Origin of the sequence: Salegentibacter sediminis (assembly GCF_002078605.1) — a bacterium.
In the GTDB taxonomy this organism is placed as follows: domain Bacteria; phylum Bacteroidota; class Bacteroidia; order Flavobacteriales; family Flavobacteriaceae; genus Salegentibacter; species Salegentibacter sediminis.
The window spans coordinates 434,685-454,376 of sequence record NZ_MSJR01000001.1 but is presented as its reverse complement, the minus strand read 5'-3'; the positions used below and the strand labels follow the sequence as shown (position 1 = coordinate 454,376).

Annotated in this window: 17 protein-coding genes; 11 read left to right on the top strand and 6 right to left on the bottom strand. The window is 40.2% G+C overall.

Annotated elements, in window-relative coordinates; all coding sequences use genetic code 11:
- Positions 1–10: 10 nt before the first annotated feature.
- Positions 11–724, bottom strand: coding sequence for a pyridoxine 5'-phosphate synthase (locus tag BUW93_RS02130; RefSeq protein ID WP_081208733.1), 714 nt, complete (start codon positions 722–724; stop codon positions 11–13).
- Between the two features lie 90 nt (positions 725–814).
- On the opposite strand from BUW93_RS02130, the gene BUW93_RS02125 reads away from it, so the two are divergent.
- The 8 genes from BUW93_RS02125 to murI all read left to right on the top strand — a co-directional run bounded on the left by BUW93_RS02125 (position 815) and on the right by murI (position 8,763).
- Positions 815–1,471, top strand: coding sequence for a CBS domain-containing protein (locus BUW93_RS02125; RefSeq protein WP_081208731.1), 657 nt, complete (start codon positions 815–817; stop codon positions 1,469–1,471).
- Between the two features lies 1 nt (position 1,472).
- Entirely contained in the window at positions 1,473–2,357 is an 885-nt protein-coding gene (locus BUW93_RS02120; RefSeq protein WP_081208729.1) for an NAD kinase, read from the top strand.
- A gap of 100 nt (positions 2,358–2,457) precedes the next feature.
- Positions 2,458–3,159 (top strand): type IX secretion system protein PorG, encoded by a 702-nt coding sequence (porG, locus tag BUW93_RS02115; RefSeq protein ID WP_081208727.1) that lies wholly within the window; start codon positions 2,458–2,460, stop codon positions 3,157–3,159.
- A 1-nt stretch (position 3,160) separates the two neighbouring features.
- Positions 3,161–3,901, top strand: a complete 741-nt coding sequence (locus BUW93_RS02110; RefSeq protein ID WP_081208725.1) for an isoprenyl transferase — start codon at positions 3,161–3,163, stop codon at positions 3,899–3,901.
- A gap of 7 nt (positions 3,902–3,908) precedes the next feature.
- Positions 3,909–6,521 carry a BamA/OMP85 family outer membrane protein gene (locus BUW93_RS02105; protein ID WP_198536968.1) on the top strand — a complete coding sequence of 871 codons (2,613 nt, stop codon included), beginning with the start codon at positions 3,909–3,911 and terminating at the stop codon, positions 6,519–6,521.
- Between the two features lie 30 nt (positions 6,522–6,551).
- A complete protein-coding gene (locus tag BUW93_RS02100) occupies positions 6,552–7,355 on the top strand; it encodes an OmpH family outer membrane protein (RefSeq protein ID WP_081208722.1) in 804 nt (267 codons plus the stop codon).
- Positions 7,356–7,395: 40 nt separating this feature from the next.
- A complete protein-coding gene (locus tag BUW93_RS02095; protein ID WP_081208720.1) occupies positions 7,396–7,905 on the top strand; it encodes an OmpH family outer membrane protein in 510 nt (169 codons plus the stop codon).
- Between the two features lie 63 nt (positions 7,906–7,968).
- Entirely contained in the window at positions 7,969–8,763 is a 795-nt protein-coding gene (gene murI / locus BUW93_RS02090; RefSeq protein ID WP_081208719.1) for a glutamate racemase, read from the top strand.
- Here the strand turns inward: murI and BUW93_RS02085 are convergent.
- Positions 8,760–9,812, bottom strand: a complete 1,053-nt coding sequence (locus BUW93_RS02085; protein ID WP_081208717.1) for a PorP/SprF family type IX secretion system membrane protein — start codon at positions 9,810–9,812, stop codon at positions 8,760–8,762. The two genes, murI and BUW93_RS02085, sit on opposite strands and share 4 nt — an antisense overlap.
- Before the next feature lie 62 nt (positions 9,813–9,874).
- Between BUW93_RS02085 and BUW93_RS02080 the strand changes: the two genes are divergently transcribed.
- Positions 9,875–10,792, top strand: coding sequence for a NifU family protein (locus BUW93_RS02080; RefSeq protein WP_081208716.1), 918 nt, complete (start codon positions 9,875–9,877; stop codon positions 10,790–10,792).
- 7 nt (positions 10,793–10,799) lie between these two features.
- On the opposite strand, the gene BUW93_RS02075 is transcribed toward BUW93_RS02080, so the two are convergent.
- Positions 10,800–13,064: an inorganic phosphate transporter gene (locus BUW93_RS02075; protein WP_081208715.1), complete on the bottom strand. Its 2,265-nt coding sequence runs from the start codon at positions 13,062–13,064 to the stop codon at positions 10,800–10,802.
- Positions 13,065–13,263: 199 nt separating this feature from the next.
- Here BUW93_RS02075 and BUW93_RS02070 point away from each other — a divergent pair, with 199 nt between their 5' ends.
- Together BUW93_RS02070 and BUW93_RS02065 are read left to right on the top strand one after the other, a co-directional pair.
- The gene (locus tag BUW93_RS02070) at positions 13,264–15,309 is read left to right on the top strand and encodes a thioredoxin domain-containing protein (protein ID WP_081208714.1); all 2,046 of its coding nucleotides are present in this window, start codon (positions 13,264–13,266) and stop codon (positions 15,307–15,309) included.
- Positions 15,310–15,376: 67 nt separating this feature from the next.
- Positions 15,377–16,264 carry a mechanosensitive ion channel family protein gene (locus tag BUW93_RS02065; protein ID WP_081208712.1) on the top strand — a complete coding sequence of 296 codons (888 nt, stop codon included), beginning with the start codon at positions 15,377–15,379 and terminating at the stop codon, positions 16,262–16,264.
- Here the strand turns inward: BUW93_RS02065 and tsaB are convergent.
- From tsaB to BUW93_RS02050, 3 genes are read right to left on the bottom strand one after another with little or no spacing between them, the layout of a single operon-like run.
- On the bottom strand, positions 16,261–16,920 hold the full coding sequence (gene tsaB / locus BUW93_RS02060; protein ID WP_081208711.1) for a tRNA (adenosine(37)-N6)-threonylcarbamoyltransferase complex dimerization subunit type 1 TsaB: 660 nt from the start codon (positions 16,918–16,920) through the stop codon (positions 16,261–16,263). The genes BUW93_RS02065 and tsaB overlap by 4 nt on opposite strands.
- Positions 16,921–16,974: 54 nt before the next feature.
- Positions 16,975–18,228: an efflux RND transporter periplasmic adaptor subunit gene (locus BUW93_RS02055; protein ID WP_081208710.1), complete on the bottom strand. Its 1,254-nt coding sequence runs from the start codon at positions 18,226–18,228 to the stop codon at positions 16,975–16,977.
- 3 nt (positions 18,229–18,231) lie between these two features.
- A complete protein-coding gene (locus tag BUW93_RS02050) occupies positions 18,232–19,671 on the bottom strand; it encodes a TolC family protein (protein WP_081208708.1) in 1,440 nt (479 codons plus the stop codon).
- Positions 19,672–19,692 lie beyond the last annotated feature (21 nt).

Below are 19,692 nucleotides of genomic sequence, written 5' to 3'. Positions count from 1 at the left end.
AATAAAGCTTCTATTTTAAAAGTTCAAGATACCTTTTCACGGTGGTTTCCAAACCTAAATATAAAGCTTCAGAAATTAATGCGTGCCCTATAGATACTTCATCAAGAAATGGCACTTCTTCCTTAAAATATTTAAGGTTTTCCAGGGAAAGATCATGACCGGCATTTACGCCCAGGCCCAGTTCATGCGCTTTTCGGGCACATTGTGCATAAGGCTTTACTCCTGCTCTATGGTCTTCAGAAAAAGCCAGAGCGTAGGCCTCGGTATACAATTCAATACGATCGGTTCCTGTTTTTTCGGCACCTTCAATTTGTGTTATTTCGGGATCCACAAAGATCGAAGTACGAATTTGGTTATTTTTAAATTCTGAAATCACCTCTTTTAAAAAATCCCGGTGTTTTAGGGTATCCCACCCAGCGTTTGAGGTAATAGCATCTTCAGCATCCGGCACCAAAGTAACCTGCGCAGGATTTACTTCCAGCACAAGATCTATGAATTTTTTCACAGGATTTCCTTCAATATTGAATTCGGTTTTCAGCAGCGGTTTCAACTCCCGCACATCACTGTAACGAATATGTCTTTCGTCAGGCCTGGGATGGACGGTTATGCCCTGCGCCCCGAAATTTTCAATATCCAGAGCTGTTTGCACCACATTTGGAATATTCCCTCCCCGGGCATTCCGGAGCGTGGCAATTTTATTGATATTAACACTTAATTTGGTCATCTTTTTGGCTTTAGATTAACAAAAATACAAACTTGCCAATGCCCTAATGAATTTTATTTTAATTAATTTGCAGAAATAAGGACGAGGGATATGAACATAGAAGATTTTATTATTAACGATGTCTCGATTTGTCATTTTTCCGATAAGGTTGGAGAGATTCAAAATTTATTCAACCAGCTTACCTATTCCCATCTCCCGGTAGAAAATAACGGGATATACATGGGCTGCATCTCAGAAAATGATATTCGTTGTTTTGAAGCAGAGAAAACCCTGGAGGATTATCAATATGCTCTTGAAGGTTTCTTTGTTAGAGAATCTGATTACTGGCTGGATATTCTGGAAGCCTTTGCGCAAAACAACACAAATATCCTCCCGGTTTTGGATGAGGAAAATAAATACCTTGGCTACGTAGAGCTTAATGAAATTATTGCAATTTTTAATGAGACCCCTTTCCTAAGTGAACCGGGGAATATAATTGTGTTAGAAAAAGGCTTTAAAGATTATTCTTTCAGTGAAGTGAGCCAGATTACAGAATCAAACAATGCCAATATCCTTGGTGTTTTTGTTTCAAAATTTGAAAACGATCTTGCTGAAATAACCCTAAAACTCAGCCCTACGGGAATCAACGAAATCATTCAGGCCTTCAGGCGGTACGGGTACAAAGTGGTTTCAGAGCACCAGGAAGACAGCTTCAACAAAAATTTAAAAGACCGCTCAAAATACTTAGATAAATACCTCAATATTTAATATGAAAATTGGCATCTACGGACAGTTTTATCACACCAATGCCGGAGAATATATCGGACAGCTTCTAGAGTTGCTGGAAAATGAAAATGTAAAAGTAGTAATAGAGAAAAAATTCTTTGATTTAATTAAACTCAATGAAACAATACCTAATTCCCGGAGTTACTATGAAACTTTCACCTCTTTGGACAGGTCCTACGACCTGTTTTTTTGCATTGGAGGGGATGGAACCATTTTAAAGTCCATCAATTATGTAAAGGACATGGAAATCCCAATTGTTGGAATTAATACAGGGAGGTTAGGCTTTTTAGCAACTATACAGAAGGAAGAAATCGAAAGCACCATCCACGAAATATTAAACAAGAATTTCAGCATATCCCCACGAAGTGTTTTAAAAACCGAATGTCACCCCGACGGTCACGACCCTATTTTCAATAACGTAGCCCTTAACGAAATAGCCGTTAGCCGTAAAAACACCACCTCGATGATCACTGTAGACACCTGGCTGGACGACCAGTATCTCACTTCTTATTGGGCAGATGGGTTAATTATCTCAACCCCCACCGGTTCTACAGGATATTCCTTAAGTTGTGGTGGACCTGTGATTACTCCCAATACAGATTCTCTTGTAATCACCCCTATTGCCCCGCATAATTTAAACGCCAGGCCACTTGTTATTAAAGACAACACGAAAATTACTCTTCGGGTTTCAGGAAGGGAAGATTCCCATTTACTTTCTATGGATTCCCGGATTGCCTCACTAAAAAGTGATACTAAAATAACTATTACCAAGGCCCCCTACACAATAAATATAGTTGAATTGAATGAACAAAGCTTCCTGTATACCCTGCGCCAGAAACTTTTATGGGGAGAAGATAAGCGCAATTAAGCAATAAAAGTTTTCTAAAACTGTTTATGAATATGTACAAAACTGCTCAAATTATTGTAGAGCAAACATTATTGTTATATTTGCAAACTTTTGAAAACCTATGAGGTACCTAATAGCTTTTGTAATCATGTTTGCTTACTCGGCTAACACTTATTCACAAACCTTTGAAGCAGGCCCATTTCTTGGAGGAGCTAACTACATAGGTGATGTAGGTAGAACTAATTACGTTTTACCCAATTCCCTGGTTTTTGGTGGACTCGTAAAATGGAACCGAAGCCCGAGACATGCATTCAGATTATCCCTGCTTTTTGCTGAAATTAATGCCGATGACACCAAATCTTCTGAGAACCGAAGAGTTCAAAGAGGTTATTCTTTCAGCAATAATATCGCTGAAGCGTCTTTAGGTGTGGAATTTAATTTCTGGGATTTTGATCTTCATCAGGGTCATCCGCAAAGTTCGCCTTATCTTTATACCGGGCTAACTTATTTTAGGGCAGACCATCTTTATTTAAAGAATGGTCGTGGCGGGAATCTGGTGAACGAAGGTACCAACTGGTCTTTTGCCATCCCGATGGTAATTGGTTACAAAGAAAGTATTACAAGTCATATTTCGGGAGCCTTCGAAATTGGAGCTCGATATACCTTTACCGATAACCTGGATGGTAGCTGGCCCGAAGAATTATTAGACAGGCGGGATCCGCCAATTGAATTTGGAAACCGAAATACAAACGATTGGTATGTGTTTACGGGGGTGAACTTCACCTTTTCCTGGGGTCGAAGACCTTGTTACCGGAATTTTTAATATGGATTATAGAGAAAAAATCAACCTTAAGAAGCTACCCAAACACATTGCCTTAATTATGGATGGCAATGGGCGCTGGGCAAAGCAGCAGGGTTTTTTAAGGATTAAAGGGCACGAACAGGGCACCACAGCGGTACGTGATGTCGTGGAAGGAGCTGCCGAGATCGGGGTGGAGCACCTCACCCTTTATGCTTTTTCTACAGAGAACTGGAACAGGCCCAAACTTGAAGTTCAAACCTTAATGAAACTTCTGGTTTCTTCCCTACGGAAGGAAATTACAACGCTTCAGGAAAATAACATCCGTTTAAACGCTATTGGAAATCTAGACAATCTTCCCAAAAAAGCACACCGTGAACTCCTGGAAGTTATCGAGAAAACAAAGGGCAATGACCGTATGGTACTAACCCTTGCCTTAAGCTATGGCTCCCGCGAAGAACTAACCAGTGCAGTGAAGGAAATTAGCCTGAAAGTTAAAAACAACGAAATATCTGCTGAAGCTATTGATGAATCAGTTATAAATCAGCATCTTTACACCCGAAATTTACCAGATGTAGATCTGCTTGTTAGAACAAGTGGTGAGCAGCGCATAAGCAATTTCCTTTTATGGCAAATCGCCTATGCAGAGTTATATTTTACAGAACTATTATGGCCGGACTTCAGAAAAGAAAATCTTTTTGAAGCCATTTACAATTATCAAAATAGAGAACGACGATTTGGAAAAACCAGTGAGCAACTCAGTTAGCGCATTCATGACAAAGAAGTTTATAGCACTTGTAGCATTTTGTTTATTTTTAGGCACATCCACCCAGGCGCAAGACCTGCCAATTTCAGATGGTAAAAAATATATTTTAGGAGAAATAAACGTAACCGGCAACGTTAGTTATAACGAACAAACGGTGATCGCCTATACCGGCCTCAAGAAGGGCGAAGAAATTTATATCCCCGGAGACAAGTTAAGTAATGTTCTTAAAAAATTATGGAAACTGGACCTTTTCAGCGATATTAATTTCTATATCACGAATGTTGAAAACGGTGTTGCCGATCTCGAACTGGAAATTCAGGAGGTTCCAAAACTTTCCAAAGTAAGGATCCAGGGATTAAAGAAACGGGAACAGGAAGAACTTCTGGAAGAAAACAAACTTAGAGAAGGCGCCAAGGTTACTGAAAACCTTATTACCACCACTAAGAACTATATCGAAAGCAAATACCGCAAAGAAGGTTATTTTAATGCTAAAGTTAATGTAAATACTACGGCAGTGCAGGATACCACTGAAGCCAAATCAAACCTGGTAAATATGGTTGTAGACGTAGATAAAGGCGACCGCGTTAAAGTAGAAGAAATCGAATTTATCGGGAATGAAAATTTTTCAGACGCCAAGCTTAGGCGCACGATGAAAAATACCAAGCAAAAAAACTTTTTCAGAGTCTGGAAGAGATCAAAATTTGTGCGGGCAGATTACCAGGAAGATAAGCAATCCATTATAGATAAATACAAGGAAACGGGTTACCGGGATGCCCGGATTGTTTCTGATAGTCTTATCAGAAAAGATGATGAAACCATAGCCCTCAATCTCAAAGTTGAAGAAGGGGATCAATATTATATTGGCGATATAGAATTCTTAGGAAATTCAGTTTATTCTGATGAGCACTTACAAAGAGTTCTTGGGATAAATAAGGGAGATATCTACAATGGTGTGCTACTTGACAAAAGAATTATGGACCAAACCCGGCCTGACGCCCAGGATCTTTCCAATCTTTATAAAAACAACGGTTATCTTTTTTCCAATATAGACCTGGTAGAAACCAATGTCTATAATGATACCATAGATTTTGAAATAAGGATTATGGAAGGAAAAGAGGCCTATTTCAATGAAATAAGGGTTACCGGTAACGATAAGACAAAAGATCACGTTATATACCGGGAATTAAGGACCAAACCCGGCCAGAAATACAGTCAGGAAGATGTAGTTTCTACGGTTAGAGAACTAGGGCAGTTAGGTTTCTTTGATGCAGAGCAACTCGAACCTAATTTCGTTGACCCTAACCCCCAAACCGGAACGCTCGACCTGGAATATTCAGTAGTTGAAGCCGGCGCCAGCCAAATCGAACTACAAGGTGGTTATGGCGGTGGAGGTTTTATAGGAACCCTGGGACTATCCTTTAATAATTTTGCCCTTTCAGGTATTTTTGACAAAGAATCTTACAAGCCGTTACCAATGGGTGACGGGCAATCGCTTTCCCTAAGGGCGCAAGCCAGTACTTTTTACCAAACATACAGCCTTAGCTTTATGGAACCCTGGCTTGGAGGCAAGAAACCGGTTAGCTTACAAACATCCTTCTCCTATACAAGACAATTCCTGTTTGACTATTTAACCCGTGAGGCCGACAAAAGCAGAAGCTTTGACATCCTTGGAGTAAATGTTGGCTTAGCGAAGCGCTTAACCGTGCCAGATCCATATATCACAGTTTCTCATGCAATAGGATTCCAGCGATATAACCTTAACAACTACAATACCGGGCTCTTTACCTTTGGAGATGGACACTCTAATAACCTTAGTTATACCTTTGGTCTTACAAGAGACAACACTTACATTAACCCAATTTTCCCAACCGGAGGTTCTAAATTTAAACTTACAGCTAAACTTACGCCTCCTTATTCACTTTGGAATGATGTAGATTATGCTAACCTGGGAGAACAAAGAGAATTCCAGCTGGAAGATGAAAATGGAAATTTAATAGATCGTAATGGCGGGCGTGTAACTCCAGAAAACGCCGTGCCTGATCAAGGAAAAATAGACCAGGAGAAATTCAATTGGCTGGAATTTTACAAAGTGAAATTCAGCGGGGAATGGTTTACCCAAATTTATGATAAACTCGTCCTTAGGACTTATGCGGAATATGGTTTCCTCGGAGCCTATAACAATGATCGTGGCGTACCTCCTTTCGAGCGTTTCTTCCTTGGGGGAGATGGTCTTGGAGCTTTCAGCTTAGATGGCAGGGAAACTGTTCAACTTAGAGGTTATCCAAACCAATCGGTAGTTCCGATTGACAGACCCACAGGATCTACAGATGATGGTGCAACCATTTTCAATAAATATTCCCTGGAGTTGAGATACCCGATCACCCTTAAGCCTTCAGCGTCTATTTATGCATTAACTTTTTTGGAAGCAGGTGCCTCATATGATAACTTTAAAGATTATAATCCTTTCCAGCTTAACAGATCGGCAGGAGCAGGTTTACGAATCTTTATGCCGGCATTTGGTTTACTGGGTATTGATTTTGGTTACGGTTTCGATCCTATCGTTGGGAGCCCTGGTGCAAACGGATGGGAAACTCATTTTATCATAGGACAACAGTTTTAAATTGGCACGATATTTTCTATATTCGGTAATATGAAAAGAATTCTCCTTATCTCACTAATAATCTTCCTCGGGAATTTTGAGGCAAATGCTCAAAAATCTTTCCGCATTGGTTATGTGGATATGGAGTATATCCTTGAAAATGTTCCTGAATACCAGGAAGCCTCCGCACAGCTCGACACCAGAGTAAAAGACTGGCGGGAAGTTGCTGCGAAGAACAGAAGTGAGATTGCGGCTTTAAAAGAGGAACTGGAAAATGAAAAACCATTGCTCACCAAGGAACTTATTGAAGAACGGGAAGAAGAAATCGCCTATCGTGAAGAACAAGCCACCGAATATGAGCAAAACAGGTTTGGACCAAACGGCGATTATATAATTCAGAAAAAGCAATTGATAAGACCAATCCAGGACCAGGTATTCACTGCGGTTCAAGAAATTGCTAAAAACAGGAATCTTGATATGGTTTTTGACCGAACTTCTGAAAGTGGTATGATTTATGCCTCACGTCAACTGGATGTAAGCGACCAGGTGCTGAGGAGCATTAATAGAGCATCGAACCGGCGCCAGTTAGATTCAAAAGAAGAGATCGAAGAATTTGAACGCGAGGAAAACCGTACTGTTGAAGAAGATGCTGAAATTGCTGAAAAAGAAAAAGCCGTTAGAGACAATAAAAGTGAACGGGAAGCTCTCATCGAAGAACGAAAAAGACAACGCGATTCTATAAAAGAAGCCAGGCAAAGAGAGTTTGAAGAACGTCGTAAAAGAATACTTGAAGAAAGACAAAGAAGAAAAGATTCCATCCAGGCAATTAGAAACCAAAAAGACACGATAAACTAAATAAATTTAACCTTTAACTTAATAATTAATATCCTTTAAAATGAAACAATTTAAAACACTTTTTATAGCTTTAGCTTTAACCCTTGGTGCTACCGCTTTTACCAACGCTCAATCCAAAGTAGCACATATCGCTACTCAGGAACTTGTTGAGTCTATGCCTGAATATAAAAATGCCATGGACCAACTACAGAAGCTGGAAAAGACTTATGATGCCGAAATCAAGGACATGTTAACCGAAGCACAAAATACTATGCAACGTTACCAGTCTGAAGCTGAAACTCAAACAGAAGAGGAAAATGCAAAACGTGCTACCGAACTTCAGGCAACTGAAAGAAGAATCCAGGAGCATAGCCAGAAGGCAAGACAGGATCTTCAGAAAAAAGAAAATGATCTTATTCGCCCTGTAATAGAGAAAGCTCGTGAAGCTATCCAGAAAGTAGCAAGAGCTCAGGGTTACGACTACGTACTTGACTCTACTACCGGAACCGGAGTAATCCTTGCAGACGGAAAAGATCTTATGCCCGATGTAAAGAAAGAACTAGGAATGTAATTCCTTTTCAAATAATAAATAAAAACTGCGCCTCATTCAGGCGCAGTTTTTATTTTTGCATCTATGAGTTCAACCCAACCTATTGGCATTTTTGATTCGGGTGTAGGCGGCACCTCCATCTGGAAAGAAATACACGAACTTCTTCCCTTTGAAAAAACCATCTACCTTGCCGATAGTAAAAATGCACCCTATGGGAAAAAACCAGTTAGGGAAATTATTGAGCTTAGCATAAAAAATACGGAAAAACTCCTGGAAATGGGAGCAAAAACCATTGTGGTAGCCTGTAACACAGCCACTACCAATGCTATTAAGGTCTTAAGGAACACTTACAATGTTCCGTTTATAGGGATTGAGCCCGCAATAAAACCCGCGGCTCTTCATTCTAAAACAAAAGCAATAGGAATTCTTGCAACGCAAGGCACCCTTAGCAGTGAATTATTCCATCAAGCCTCCGAGTTATATTCCAAAGACATTCATATTATTGAAGTAGAAGGCCACGGACTCGTGGAATTAATAGAAAGCGGAAAGAAGGATTCTAATCAAACTAAAAACTTACTTTTAAAACTTTTGCAGCCTATGCTGTTACAGTCTATAGACTACCTGGTACTGGGTTGCAGCCATTATCCTTATTTAGTACCTGTACTAAAGCAAATTCTCCCCGAAGAGGTTCAGGTAATAGATTCGGGAGAAGCGGTGGCAAGGCAAACAAAAGTCGTTTTAACCAGGAACAACCTCCTCGCACCCGAAAAAGGATTCAAACCGATTCCTGAATTCTTCAGCAATACTAATCCTGAAGTTTTAGCCTCGCTCATAAATGCCAAAGAGAACAATTTCCAGGTTTCTCACCTGGATTTCTAGTTTATCGCAGGACATTTACAATCATAACGCCCCCGGTTTTCGCCAAAGTCGTATCCCAGGGTAAGCTGATGGAAACCGTTATTGCTTAATACCATAGAATTAAACTGATGGGTATAGGTGTACCCAAACATAAAACGATTATAATCGACCCCTATAAAAGGCGTGAGATATCGCAACTGTTGATTTTTGATCTCCTGCCCGGCGCTGGTATATTCAGCCCCTTCAAAACTGTTTCGGTAAGATAATCCTCCCCAAACCTGGCCAAAATCAAGCTCGTGATAAACTTTCATATTAACATCTATATTCTTTTCGGCGGTTTGTTCCCGTAGCTGAAACAGCAATGACGGCTCATAACTCCAGGGACCCCCAGTTTCGAAAACATAACCGGTTGAAACCAGATATTTCCGTTGATTGCTGGGGACAGCATCAGAATAAAACAGTTCCCTTCTTACAGTTAGTAAATTTTTAGCGGCCAGGTGGATATAATAATTCAGGTAATAGTAGGAAAGACCAAGGTCCATATTTCCGTAGATATCAGCCTGGTCATTGCCTCCAATAAGAGGATCATACGCTGTAAATCCACTTTGATCCAATCTATGCTGAATTATCCCCGCACTTAGTCCGAACGAAAGTTGATTCAAATCGAATTCACTACGGGAGAACATTAGATGATATGCAAAAGTGGCAAAGGCTCCGGTTTTAGAGAAGTTTCCATTCTGGTCATTAAACAATATCCCTCCCAGTCCTACCCGTTCTCCTGTGCGGGCATTCACTGCCAGGGTTTGTAAGTTGGGTGCATTATCTACGTCAAACCATTGCTGTCTTGCAGTAAGTCTTATTTGATTGGAATTGGCAGCTCCTGCCATAGAGGGATGCAATAAATAAAGATTATCGGTTAGATAATCTGAATAGGTTGGAATTACCTCCTGGGCATTAGCACTAAGACCAAAAACGGCTAATATTAAAAAAGATTTTTTACCCGGAAATTTAAGCCTGGCACAATTCGAAAGTTCTGAGAAACAAAAAATTAATCGAAAAACTAACCTCATAAGGAAAGTAAAGATATCGATTAGCTAAGTTTTCTTTACTACTTTTGCACAAAAATTTTACTATGAGCAATTTCACTATAAATATACAAGCTACCGATAAACCCGGAATCATTAAATTTGAAGCCAACAAATTTCTTACCCGGCATAAGAGTTTTGAATTTCACAATATAGATGAAGCCAAAACCTCTCCCCTTGCACAGCAATTATTTTACCTGCCTTTTGTAAAAACCGTTTACATCGCCCAGAATTTTATTGCAATCGAAAAATATGATATCGTGGAATGGGAGGATGTGCAAGAGGAAGTTGCCGGCCAGATTCAGGATTATCTGAATAAAGGAGGCCTTGTAGTTCAAGAAGAAACCGAGGAAAATAAATCTATTCCGGTAACGGTTTATGCTGAAAGCACTCCAAACCCTGCGGTAATGAAATTTGTGGCCAATAAGAAACTGGTGCTTCAGGCAACAGAGTTCAAGAATATTGATGATGCTAAAAATGCACCTCTAGCCCAAAAACTCTTCCATTTCCCATTCGTGAAGGAGATATTTATGGACGAGAATTATGTTTCTATTCAAAAATATGATATCGCAGGCTGGGAAGAAATAACCATGGAGTTAAGAGAGTTTATTCGCAATTTCATTCAGGAAGGTAACGAAGTGATAAGTGATGAACAGCTCGGCCAAAGCAATGCGGGTTCTAAAAAAGAACAGGCTAAACCTCAGCTCGATCTGGATAGCCTGGACGACACTTCACAACAGGTGGTTGCCATCCTTGACGAATACATTAAGCCGGCAGTAGCCAGTGACGGGGGAAATATTCTTTTTGATTCCTATAACGCCGAGAGCAAAACTGTGAAAGTAATCCTCCAGGGCGCCTGTAGCGGTTGCCCGTCTTCTACCATGACCCTTAAAAGCGGTATAGAAACTATGTTAAGAGATATGCTTCGAGGGAAAGTAGAATATGTAGAAGCTGTTAACGGTTAAAATCGATTTAAAGCGTTCTTTTTGCTTCATTGTTAAACTCCTGGAACAGCTGCAGTAAACTCATCGTTGAGCTTATCAGGTCCTTTGTTTCAAGCAACAATCCGAAGTATAGCTTTGTATTTTTAGGGCTGGTTTCAGAAGTTCGGATACGGTTAATCTGTTTCTGAATTAACTCTGATACATAATCAAGTAATTGCTGTTTTTCGGCAAGAATCTCCTCGATATTACTGAATTCGTGATTATCGAAAGTATCTTTGATATCGTCAAACAACACCTGCATTTTTTCATCGACTTTTTTGAGATCTCTCACCTGATTAAACTTCAGGTTTTTGTGGTTGTTGTTAACGTGATTATAGGAATTACGGGTAATATAACCAATAGATTGTACCATATCCTGCAGGTAATCCAGGATTAAAATATAGAATTTACTCGCTTCAACTGAATCCTCATCCAGCGATTTTATAAAGTAGAAAATATTACCCTTGAGTTCATCAACTTCAGATTCCAGCTTTTTAATAGCCTTGCTATTCTTCTTTAACTTCCCAAGATCATGATAACCCAGATTATCTACGGTTTTGGTGTACATTTTATTCACCCCACCAATCACGCTGGAGATGTTTTCTGAACTTTCAGCAGTGATTTCGTTGATGGTAATGATATCGGTTTTATTATAGCGCTTTCTATTCTCTTCTTCCTTGGTTTTTTTGGAGTGCAGCATTGTACTTCTCACCACTAAAACCACCGCAAGAATAATAAGTAAGGCCAGAGCTACCATTCCGCCGAAATATATTATTGCGACAAAAAGCGCTGCAGCACTAAATGCTACCAGGGCGGTAACAAACCAACCTCCCACTACATTAAGAACTCCAGCAACCCTATAAACCGCGCTCTCCCTATCCCAGGCTCTATCTGCCAGGGAAGTACCCATGGCCACCATAAAGGTCACATAAGTTGTAGAAAGAGGCAGCTTCATGCTGGTACCAATGGAGATAAGAATACTGGCCACAACCAGGTTCACCGATGCCCGAACCATATCAAAGGCCGGAGCATTAGCTCTTTTACTTCTCACATGCGTCGTGGATTTTTCAAATTTAGATTCAATTTTTTTCTTTAGTCTTAAAGGAAGTATTACGGAAATTGCATTACCGAAAACCACTGAATAACGTACGATACTACGGGAAAGAAAATTAGGCTCAAAGCGCTCAGACCCATCTCCCTGTCTTGCGAGATTCACCCCTGTATCTACCACAGAGCGAGCTTTTCCGGAAAACCAGATGGTAACCACCATAACTCCCCCGGCCAATACTAACAGGAGTTGTGGGGTGGGGACACTCCCAGAGAGTTCCGTCATTAATAAGTCTGAAGGCATAACCCCGGTAGCCTGATAGGCAGACTGCCAAATTTCGAATGATTGCCAGGCCGCAATAGGAACCCCAATAAAATTCACCAGATCATTTCCTGCAAATGCGAGGGCCAGCGCGAAGGTTCCTACCACGATGACAACTCTTAGAATATCCATTTTCAGGACACTCATTATAAACTGGGAAAGCAAGGTAAAAATAACAAAGCTAACCCCAATAATTATAAGGGTATTCTCGGTCAGGTAGTCCAAAACGCTCTCAGGAATAAAAGAAACCCCCTTTAAACCTTTCATCAGGATGAAATGAAGAATAGCGGTTAAGGAAACTCCTCCAAAAAGAGCACCCACATATTTTATTTTTCTTTCAAACTGAAAAGAAAAAATAAGCCTGGATATATACTGAATTACCGCACCCACAATAAAAGCTATGATAACCGCCAGGAGTATTCCTATGATAATTTCGGTGGCTTTTGCGGTATTTATATAAGAAGTAAGCTGGCTGTAATCGCCGTCACCCATATAAATCTTGATTACAGCCATACTAACAGCTGCACCTAAAAGCTCAAATACGATAGAAACGGTGGTGGAAGTTGGTAGACCAAGAGAGTTAAAAAAGTCCAGAAGCAGAACATCGGTGATCATAACCGCGATGAAAATGATCATTATCTCTTCAAAGTAGAACTGATCTGGTACAAAAATACCTTTTCGGGCTACCTCCATAAGACCACTTGAAAAAACAGCCCCTACCGCGACCCCAAGACTCGCCACGATTAGAATAGTGCGCATGGAAACCGCTTTTGAACCTATCGCGGAGTTTAGAAAGTTTATAGCATCGTTACTAACTCCAACCACAAGGTCTGTAATCGCAAGGGCAAATAATGCCACCAACATTACTATATATACGTCTTCCATAGGCTTTAAATATTTGCAATCTACAAAATTGAATTTTTTTACAGGAAAATTTAGTTCTTTAAGATTATTAAAACTTTAATTAATAAAAGTTTACAAGTTCAGGTACTTCCTGCTGCCTATATAATTTTGTACCTTCCTGAAAATTGAATTAATAAAATTCAATAAGCTGTCTACTATTTCTTTAGGAAAAATATTAAGGATGGAAAACGAAAAACCGCAATTTACAAACGACCTCATACATGAAACCAGCCCTTACCTGCTTCAGCATGCGCATAACCCGGTAGATTGGAAAGCCTGGAATGATCAAAGCCTGGAAAAGGCGGCCAGGGAAAATAAACTTTTAATAATTAGTGTGGGTTATTCGGCATGCCATTGGTGCCATGTGATGGAACACGAGAGTTTTGAAGATCCAGAAGTAGCAAAAGTGATGAATGCCGATTTTGTAAACATAAAAGTAGACCGGGAAGAACGGCCCGATATCGACCAGGTATATATGAATGCGGTCCAGGTAATGACAGGTACCGGTGGGTGGCCAATGAACATAGTGGCCCTTCCAGATGGCCGCCCGGTATGGGGCGGCACTTATTTTAGAAGAGAGCAATGGATAAATGCACTTAAGCAGCTTTCGGTGTTATATGAACAAAAACCTGAACAACTTCAGGAATACGCCGGAAAACTGGAAGAAGGATTGCAAAAATTGCAGCTTATAGAATTACCCGGGGAGGAACAGCCATTTTCCAGGGATATTTATCCCGAAATTTTACAGCAATGGAAAGCTGAATTTGATCTGGAAAATGGTGGTTACAAAGGGGCCCCAAAATTTATGATGCCCAATAATTACAAATTTTTACTGAGGTTTGGTTTTCAGCAACAAGATGAAGAAATACAAAACTTTACTGAGAAAACCCTCACAAAAATGGCCTGGGGTGGCGTTTATGACCCGGTGGGCGGCGGCTTTTCCCGGTATTCTGTAGATAACCGCTGGCACGTGCCACATTTTGAGAAAATGCTCTACGACAACGCTCAGCTGGTTAGTCTATACAGTAAAGCTTATAAAATCGATCAAAATAATCTCTATAAAAGTGTTATTGAAAAAACCCTGGAGTTTATTCAGGAAGAATTAACCGCCCCCGATTATGCCTTTTACTCGGCTTTGGATGCCGACAGCCTGAATGAAAAAGGCAAATCGGAAGAAGGAGCCTTTTACACCTGGACAAAATCTGAGCTGGAAAATTTACTTCAGGATGATTTTAAGCTCTTTTCGGCCTATTTCAACATCAACAATTACGGGAAGTGGGAAAAAGACAGGTATGTACTCATCAGGACAAAAGCTTCAGCCCAAATTGCTTCCGAGTATAATATTTCCGAAGAAAAACTTCAGGAGAAAGTAAAATCCTGGATGAGGATACTTAAAAAGCATAGAGAAAATCGCAAAAAACCTGCCCTGGATGATAAGACCCTTACCTCCTGGAATGCCCTTATGCTTTCTGGTTATTTAGACGCCTATACCGCACTTCAAGATCCACAGTACCTGGACAAAGCTCTAAAAAATGCAAATTTCATTAAAACAAAACAAATAGCCAGTGACGGTAGGCTGTTCCACACTTATAAAAATGGCAAAAGCTCGATTAATGCCTACCTCGAGGATTACGCTTTTACTATAGAAGCCTTTATAAAGCTTCATGAAATTACTTTTGAAGCGTCCTGGTTAATGCTCGCCAGGGATTTATGTGAGATTTGCATTGAAGATTTTACCGAGGATTCCCCGATGTTTTATTTCACATCAAATAAAGACAGAAAGCTCATTACCCGCACCCTTGAAATTATGGATAATGTAATCCCGGCTTCGAATTCGGTAATGGCTAAAAACCTCTTTAAGCTGGCAGCTTTAATGGAGAAGCCCGAATATAAAAAACGAGCGGAGAAAATGCTGAAAAGTGTTTACCCACAAATAAAAAACCATCCGGGCTCCTATTCTAACTGGTTGGATCTGCTGCTAAATTTCACCCATCCTTTCTATGAAATTGCTATAGCAGGTGAAAATGCTAAAGATATTAATATTAACCTTCAAAAAAGGTACTTACCCAATACTTTAATAACAGGGAGCACCGCTAAAAGCAGTTTGCCTTTGCTCCAGCATCGTTTTCAGGATAATCAGGATCGTATTTACGTATGCAGCGAGGGAAAATGTGATCTTCCTCAAACATCTGTTGAAAAAGCTATTAATTTAATTAAACACTTTTAACAAAATTTAAACAGGGATTTTTCCTGAAATTTTATTTAATGTAGTCTCTTTACAAAAAAATATAAATATGGATAAATTAAACGATTGGGGCGCCATCGCCAGGGAATATGCAAACAAATTCATTGATTATCTCCCAACGCTACTGGGTGCACTTGCTTTGCTAATTATTGGCCTTTGGGTAATTAGTTTAATTGTTAAATATGTAGACAAACTATTTCAAAGAAAGGATTACGATAGAACATTGGAGATTTTTACTCTAAACTCTATCCGGTGGGGACTTCGAATAATTCTTTTTGTGCTGGTGATTACCCAATTGGGAGTAGAGAGCGCTTCTCTTGTGGCTGCTATTGGTGCCGCAGGTTTAGCGATTGGCCTGGCCATGCAGGGTTCACTTTCCAACCTGGCAGGAGGTGTGCTGATAATAATTCTCAAACCCTTTAAAGTAGGCGATTGGATAGAAGCCCAGGGATTGTCTGGTACAGTGGTAGAAGTCACTTTATTTTATACCAAATTAGACACTTTTGGAAACCAGCGAGCGGTAATCCCAAATGGTGAATTGAGTAACGATAATATTATTAATTACAGTTACAACGGCACCAGAAGAGAAACTCTAAGCTTTGGTATTTCGTATGATGATGATTTAAAAAAGGCAAAACAAGTACTTAGGGATCTTGTTGAAGAGCAAGAAGATATTTTAAAAGATCCTGCGCCACAAATTATCGTTGCCGAACTTGGCGCTGATTCCGTGAATTTTTCGGTAAGATATTTTGCTGAAAACAGTAAATTCTGGGATCTCCACTGGTATATGATCGAGGAAGGAAAAATAAGGCTGGAAGAAGCCGGTATGACAATTCCATATCCACAGCGTGATGTTTACCTGTACGACCAAACAAAAATGAATGGTACAAAAGAAAAGGATTTGGGTAATAACAAGAATTCAAATACAGCCAGTTAACCGGCTTTAAAATCTTTTAAATAATAAGGTTCAAAATAGGCGACATCTTCGGTGTCGCTTATTTTGTATTTTTCCATGGCGGGCAAACACATTTCTTTTGCTGAAGGTAATTTACCTTCCAAAAAGACCGCATTCGGATGCTCACAGATGGCTTTAAATTTTTCTACTCCCGAACCAATAAAAACAACCTTGCCCTGGTCTAAATATTCAGAATAAATATCTGCATCAAGAATTTCGGCACGGGTTTCCCTAATCTGCTCAAATTCAGCATTAAAAACTGCGGAATATACTTCCATCCTACGGGCGTCGAGTAAAGGAATCACTATGGCATTTTTTTCTTCAACCTGAAGGGCCAGTGATTTTAAGGTAGAAATCGAAATGAGGGGAATCTCAAGAGAAAAACACAATCCTTTTGCCGCTGAAACTCCAATTCTTAACCCCGTATATGAACCAGGGCCTTTACTTATCGCTATGGCATCCAGATCGGAAACTTTCAGCTGGTTTTCCTTAAGTATCTCATCGATAAAGACGTGAAGTTTCTCGGCGTGGGAATAATTGTTACTCTTATCTTCCTTAATATCAAGAACCCCTTCCCCTGTAGCGATAGCCACAGAACAATTGGTACTTGAGGTTTCTAAACACAGAATGTTTGGCAAAATAGTAATTTTAATAAGCAGGGAGAATATTTCCAGCCTGCGCTTGCAAAATTACTAATTTTCTTCGGAAGCTACCTTCACCTGATCTCCGGCTTTTAATGACTTTGTAACCAGGGTATACGGCCCGGTAATTACTTCTTCACCTTCTTCAAGGCCCTTAGTAATTTCGATGTTCGAACCATCCTGAATACCGGTTTCCACGACCCTAAGTTTCGCCTCTTCATTTTCTTTTACAAACACCGCTTCGAACATTTCCTCTCCGGGTTTCACCTTTGAATCTCCGTTAGCTGTAGTATCGCTCTTTACCACAATTGCACTAATAGGTATCCCAACAACATTCTTGCGTTTATTAGTGATTATATCTACCGTAGCAGTCATTCCCGGACGAAACGGGGAGTAATTCTCAGGTTTTCCTTCTACAAGGTCTGCATAAGATTCTTCAATAATCCTAACTTTTACTTTAAAGTTAGTTACCTGATCGGTAGTAAGCTGGCTGTCGGCTGAATTAGAAATTTCAGTAACCAGGCCTTTAAATTCCCTGCGGAGATAAGCATCAACTTCAACAATGGTAGAATCTCCTACCTCAACTTTCACAATATCATTTTCATTTACATCAACTTCTACCTCCATATTTGACAGGTTAGCCACCCTGAGAATCTCTGTACCGGCCATTTGCTGAGTTCCTACTACTCTTTCCCCCAGCTCTGCATCCAAACGGGAGATCGTGCCGCTCATAGGGGCATAGATAGTGGTACGAGCAAGGTTATCCCGTGCTTCTGTAACACTGGCTGCACCACTTTGCATATTATAATAAGCCGATTCTTTTGCGGCCTTTGCCACTTCATAGTTTGATACCACAGCATCCCATTCGGCCTGGGAAATTACACCTTTCTCAAAAAGGGTTTTATTCCGGTTATAATCGGCTTCGGCTTGTTTTAAATTGGCCTGTGCCTGGTTGTAGTTGGCCCTCATATTCTGGAGCCCTGCTTCCATTCGTTGCAGGTTAGACTGATAGATATCAGGATTAATTTTCACCAACAGGTCTCCTTTTTCTACACTTTGGCCTTCTTTGATGGGCAGTTCAATGATTTCTCCCGAAACTTCCGAAGAAAGTTTCACCTCTACTTCCGGTTGAATTTTTCCTGTGGCTGCAACCGTTTCCGTAATATCCAAAGGCTCTGTTTTTGTGATCTCCACTTCTTTTACGTTGCCTGCATCTCCAAACCAGCCGGCTCTTTTTCCAACTACCAGTAATACTATTAGGCCCAGAGACACACCAATAATGATAAAAAGCGTCTTTTTCTTCATAATTTAAAATTTAAGCTCTGTTACCGGAATTCCGAAATAAAGCTCTATGACTTTAAGTTTAAAAATATAATCGTATTTAGTTCGAACCACTTCCCGCTGGGCGTTTTCGTACCTCAGTTTGGACTGGCTGTAATCAAAAGCATTTGTAAGCCCAACATCGTAGCGCTGGGTAGCATATTCATAAGCCTGTTCCTGGGCCTCGGCAGACACCAGGGCCGCTTCATAGGCTTCAAAAGCCCCCTGGGCATCTACGTAAGCCTGGTAAACATTTGCTTCAAGATCCAGCTCTGCCTGTTCCATTTCATATTCTGCACGTTTCGCATTAACCTGAGATCTTTTTACCTGGTTACGTGTGGCAAAACCGTTAAAAACAGGAACACTTAATTGCACCCCGTAGGTTATACCATCATTTCTTTGAAGTTGTTCAAAGAAAGGCAATGGACTTCCAATTGTACTCATCGTATTTGGGGCAACCACTACCTCCCCCGTACTTTCCACTACTCCTATCTCACGAGTTGGGTCCTGGGGATCTATAGTAACCCCGGTTATTCTTCCCATTCCCGATTCCCGGGTGTTATAATTAAAAAAGGCTCCCAGGCTGGGCAGATAAGCTCCTTTTGCAATTTCCACATCCTTAAGAGCCAGGTTGTGGTTTGCCTCAGCAATTTTTAATTCGGCACGCTCCTCACGGGCCCGGTCAATAATATCATAAACCGAATTTTCAAGGATATCGCTTCCGAAGATATCGTAATCGCGATCTACGATATCAAAATTTTCATAGTCACTTATCCTTAAGATTTGAGCCAGGTTGATAAGAGAAATCTTAATATTATTTTCAGCAACTATCATGCGCTGTTTCTCATCGGCATTAGTCGCTCTAATCTCTAATAAATCACCCCGGGGCAGGGAACCGGCATCTACAAGTTCTTGTGTGCGGTCCAATTGCTCCAGAGTCACCTCGTTTTGTGATCTAAGCACTTCCAGGTTTTGTTTATTAAAAAGCACCTGGAGGTAAGAATCGGCCACGAAAAGGGTAATATCATCTTTCATCTTTTCCAATGAATATTGAGCAGAAAGTTGAGATATCTTTGAAGCCTGGAGTTGTTTAAAATTACGTAACCCATCAAATAAATTCATACTGGCTGTGATTCCAGCTGAAAAGTTTCTGGTAGTTTGCGTTTGAAGAATTCCAGTGGTCACATTTTGGGTTAGCCCTGTATTCCAGGAATTGGTAGCAGAGGCGTTTATATTTGGAAGTAAATTCCCTATTGCATCCAGCTCTTCAATTTCAGAAAGTTCAAGGTTAAGCTCAGATTGTTTTATGGAAATATTATTTTCCAGGGCATAATTAACACATTCCTGAAGTGTCCATTTATCGTTTTCCTGGGCATTTACAAATAACGCAGAAAATAAAAATATGGTTAGTAAGCTGTATTTTTTCATAATCGGAATTGTAGTTGATGA